6 protein-coding genes and 1 pseudogene are annotated in these 3878 nt (G+C 37.5%); 2 read left to right on the top strand and 5 right to left on the bottom strand.

The features are described from left to right. The first annotated feature begins 146 nt into the window (after positions 1-146). Entirely contained in the window at positions 147-428 is a 282-nt protein-coding gene (locus ACFILU_RS08390) for a type II toxin-antitoxin system RelE/ParE family toxin (protein ID WP_252619286.1), read from the top strand. Between the two features lie 16 nt (positions 429-444). Continuing rightward, complete coding sequence (locus tag ACFILU_RS08385) at positions 445-738, top strand: HigA family addiction module antitoxin (protein ID WP_004856691.1); 294 nt, start codon at positions 445-447, stop codon at positions 736-738. 148 nt (positions 739-886) lie between these two features. Here ACFILU_RS08385 and ACFILU_RS08380 read toward each other — a convergent pair whose 3' ends face one another. The 5 genes and pseudogenes from ACFILU_RS08380 to ACFILU_RS08360 form a co-directional block, all read right to left on the bottom strand. Further along, the gene (locus ACFILU_RS08380; protein ID WP_375675560.1) at positions 887-1405 is read right to left on the bottom strand and encodes a hypothetical protein; all 519 of its coding nucleotides are present in this window, start codon (positions 1403-1405) and stop codon (positions 887-889) included. A gap of 57 nt (positions 1406-1462) precedes the next feature. Further along, a complete protein-coding gene (locus ACFILU_RS08375) occupies positions 1463-1981 on the bottom strand; it encodes a hypothetical protein (RefSeq protein ID WP_375675558.1) in 519 nt (172 codons plus the stop codon). Then, the gene (locus ACFILU_RS08370) at positions 1923-3005 is read right to left on the bottom strand and encodes a DUF1376 domain-containing protein (RefSeq protein WP_375675557.1); all 1083 of its coding nucleotides are present in this window, start codon (positions 3003-3005) and stop codon (positions 1923-1925) included. The genes ACFILU_RS08375 and ACFILU_RS08370 overlap by 59 nt, the downstream gene beginning before the upstream one ends. Continuing rightward, positions 2995-3318 (bottom strand): DUF1376 domain-containing protein, encoded by a 324-nt coding sequence (locus tag ACFILU_RS08365; protein ID WP_375675555.1) that lies wholly within the window; start codon positions 3316-3318, stop codon positions 2995-2997. Before ACFILU_RS08365 ends, ACFILU_RS08370 begins: the two co-directional genes overlap by 11 nt. Continuing rightward, positions 3311-3821: pseudogene (locus ACFILU_RS08360) on the bottom strand (crossover junction endodeoxyribonuclease RuvC). Before ACFILU_RS08360 ends, ACFILU_RS08365 begins: the two are co-directional and overlap by 8 nt. Positions 3822-3878: the final 57 nt, after the last annotated feature.

Below are 3878 nucleotides of genomic sequence, written 5' to 3'. Positions count from 1 at the left end.
GAAAAATCTTAGCATAATTTGCATATTTATTCAATTATTTCAAAATGATATTATTGTTTTTTAACATATAAAATTATGTTTTAAGGTGCTCTTTGATAAATATCAATTGACATAAATGCATGGTGTATAGTATCAAGAGGGTATATATGGCAATCGTTAGTTTTAAGCATAAAGGGTTGAAATTATTCTTTGAAAGAGGAGTCTGCAAAGGCATACAACCCGCGCATGCTAAAAAATTAGCAAACATTTTAGTAATTTTAGATACAATATCCGCGCCTGAACAAGTTACTCTTAAATCGTATCGTCTACATGCGCTTACGGGCGATTTAAAAGGTTACTGGTCAATGCGTGTCAATGGAAATTGGCGTGTTACCTTTCGTTTCATTGGGACAGACGTTGAACTGGTTGATTATCAAGATTACCATTGAGTTTTGAGGTGTTATTATGATGTACAATCCTCCACACCCTGGCGGCATTTTGAAAGAAGAATTGCTTGATGAATTAGGGTTAACAGTAACAGAAGCTGCAAATCGTCTTGGTGTTGCACGTTTAACTTTATCCCGCGTCTTAAACTGCCATGCGGCGATTAGCATTAATTTAGCTTTACGGTTAGAAAAAGCGGGTTTAAATGATGCGGAATTCTGGCTTAAATTGCAACAAAAGCATGATTTGTGGCAAGCTCGGCATAACAGCCCAATCCCACATATTTCACCTTTAGAGCAAGTAGGGCATCTTTAGAAATACTTAGCCCATCTTTCTTCACACCTAGAGGTCATGTTCTTTAAAATCAAGCAGCCCACGATAGTTTTTTATGCTCTTGTTGATTTCATCTATGAACGTTGAGAAGAGACAACGTAATCTGAACAGTTTTATAAAATCGGAAATTTTACTTTTGCTTTTTAACTGAGCACTGTAGTGTGTAAATGGATATGTTTATTAAACTGCGTGTATGTAACATAAGAAACAATACACAAACTAAAAAAGAATACCAAAGAGCAATATCTGAGTAGCAAAGTACAGTATCCAATGAAAAAGAAAGCTTATGCTCCACGTACTTAGAAATAATAGGCACAGAGACCGTTTCTTTATAACTACTTGGAAAAATTAAAACGACAAGTGCTAAACTTATTAGCTTTAAAAGTCTGTGCAAATACTGTTGTAAATCACGTGTTAGTTTCACCCAACCCGTTGTATCATCATCTTTATATTTTGGATTGTTCTGCAACTCAAAAGGAATATGAGAATTGCATAAAATTACAAAAATATTTGTTATTATTATCAAAGAAATAGACGCAAATATCAAAATACTTTGAATAAAGTAGGGATTTTTTTTAATTCCTAAAAAACATAAAAATATAAAAGTTATAATACCAAACAAGGCTCTTAGCTGCTTATCTGTAAACATATTTATTTCCTACGGTACCTTTTTATCGATTTAAATACATGCCTAATCGTAAAATGATCAGCACTTTTCACTATTTTGCTGTGGACCAAAGCGTTTCATTATCCCACCAATGCCATTTAAAGTCTCTTCAAGCTCTTGCTTGTGAACAAGCGTTATAGGTGTTGAATGCTCTTTCTCTGCTTGTTCTTTCAACTCCTTTTCACGGAATCTCAAAACAGCATTGCGTACAAAATTGGCTTTTCTCAAAAGATCGTTTTCCAAATCACGACACAACCTGACAAGTTCACGCGTGCTCGGAAAAAACGTATCGGATAAACAATTTATTTCATCACATAAAATCCGTTTGACCACTGTCATCAGTGACCATGCAGAAACATTTTCCAAAACCATTCCATAGGTCAACGCCATTCCCTCATGGTCTGATTGTTGTGCTATTTTCAAACCACACGACAGCATGCGAATAGCTTTTGCTATATCCTCTTTACCTGCTTTCACTGCGAAGAGCTCTTGCAATTGATCACCAGCCTCTAAAGCAATCGATTCCTGCTGTTTCGTTAATTGGCTGCCTTCCTTCAAAACAAACGGACCGCTCGGAGGTATCATCGCATGAATGTGTTTCAAAATACCCTCGATTTCCGATATCAAGGAGACTGTCTGCGATACGCTCCCCAATGCTTTTTTGCTTTTGAGTGTAATTTCCATTGTTTCCACCATTGTTGTTCGTGTTTTTTGTTTTTTCTAAAACCTCGATAGCCTTTCGCACCCAGTTTCTCCATGTTGCTTGCCAATCACGTTTGATAGCATTCTTTCCTGCACAGGCTTTCCAAAAATCTCGAAACTTTGCGATTTCGACTTTGACACGCTCCGGAGGCAAACCCTCTGCAATGGCAAAATCGTAATCGGGTTCAAAATCCGTAGGCAATCGACAACCGCGATTAGCTTGCGCTCGTTTTGCTTTTTTGGGAACGTTCTCTTGCTCGTGAATGGGAGATTGGTTGTCTACACCCGTTGTGATTTGCTCTGATGTGGTTTCAACAGCAGAAACCTCTGTTGGCTCGTCAACCTGTTCGTTTGTTTCTAAACTTTCAGAACCAATTTCTTTTTTTGCTAATACGATAGTATTAGTTTTTTTATTATATATGTTATTGTCTATGTTAATGTGTTGTCGTGATGAACTCATCATGATGTCATCATGACCTCGTGATGACGTCGTCATGACTTCATCATGTTCTCTTGATGAGTTATCTTTCTGCTTATTTCTCTTGGTATTTGCAGCTTTTATAGCTCTTTCTGAAAGCCTATTTAAATTCTCATTACAATTTTTTAATTCTTCTTCGACTTGTGCACTCCATAAATTTCCATTTTCTAATTGAAGAATTAATTTTTTTCGAATAAGTTTTTCTAATGATTTTTTAAAGGTTCGTACTGAACAACCAACGACGCGCGCTAATACAGAAGTGTCATCATAAATCGGTTCACAGGCTCGATACATAAGAGCAGTGAGTGTACTATAAGTAGCTTTCTCTGCTGCGTCGGTGCCAGCAAAGTCCATAATCCACTCTTGATAAAAATTACGTACCCAAGGTAATTTACTGGACATTCTCTTTGTCCTCCCTGTGCTTATGCCATGCGATTTCTTTTAATTCTTTTTCAACGCGGGTATTCCACAACCCTTTATCTGTTTGGAGAAGTTTGTTATTCTTCGTTAAATATTCGACAATAGTCGCAAACTTTTTTTGTGAACAATTGCAAACACGTGCAAGCGTTTCAAAATCTTCTTTAATTGGTGCTTTTTTATCGTACATGCGAACAAGAAGCGTGATATAAATGCCTCTTTGTTCCAATGTCATTTTATCTGTATCATTTATCCAGTCATACAAATGGAATCTGATCCATGGCATTGCATTAGACATGCGCGCCCCCTTCTTTCATTAAATATAAAATTGCTAAAGCATCTGCTTCATTGTCGTCTTTAGGTGTATGTCCTTTTGCACATACCGCCTTAATCATTTCTTCTTTTGAGGCGTTGNACCGCCTTAATCATTTCTTCTTTTGAGGCGTTGCCTTTTCCTGTTGTTGCCTTCTTAATTGTGCCAACAGGAATGCCTTCATATGGTATCTGATGATGTTCACACCACGCTGTTAAGGTTACTAGAAAGCCCCCGTAAATATGAGAAGCGTCTGTACCCACATGCCGGCGCACCTCCTCAAAATACACCGCGTCAATTTCATCAACATATCTCTTTAGTTCAGTAAGCCACCGTTTAAAGCGTAAATAACGCATGCCACCGCCTTCAAAACGGCGTGATTGAAAATCTTCTGTATCGCTTGTGATAAAACCATCCGCACCGCATATCGCCCAGCCTGTCTTAGTCCCTAGATCAAGACAGAGAATGGTTTGTGCGTTAGTGATCATAATCCCCCCTTAAGGCTCTACGTATTTATATGTGTGTTATGACAGAACGTATTGTGA

It is taken from the genome of Bartonella sp. CL100XZDX, assembly GCF_042195375.1.
Classification (GTDB): Bacteria; Pseudomonadota; Alphaproteobacteria; order Rhizobiales; family Rhizobiaceae; genus Bartonella.
Note: the sequence above shows the minus strand (reverse complement) of the source record. Positions and strands in the feature narration are given on the sequence as shown.

Bases quoted from the DNA above. Each gene is read 5' to 3' on its own strand.
- ACFILU_RS08370 (WP_375675557.1), bottom strand. From the start codon at position 3,005: ATGTCCAGTAAATTACCTTGGGTACGTAATTTTTATCAAGAGTGGATT.
- ACFILU_RS08365 (WP_375675555.1), bottom strand. From the start codon at position 3,318: ATGTCTAATGCAATGCCATGGATCAGATTCCATTTGTATGACTGGATA.
- ACFILU_RS08380 (WP_375675560.1), bottom strand. From the start codon at position 1,405: ATGTTTACAGATAAGCAGCTAAGAGCCTTGTTTGGTATTATAACTTTT.
- ACFILU_RS08385 (WP_004856691.1), top strand. From the start codon at position 445: ATGATGTACAATCCTCCACACCCTGGCGGCATTTTGAAAGAAGAATTG.
- ACFILU_RS08390 (WP_252619286.1), top strand. From the start codon at position 147: ATGGCAATCGTTAGTTTTAAGCATAAAGGGTTGAAATTATTCTTTGAA.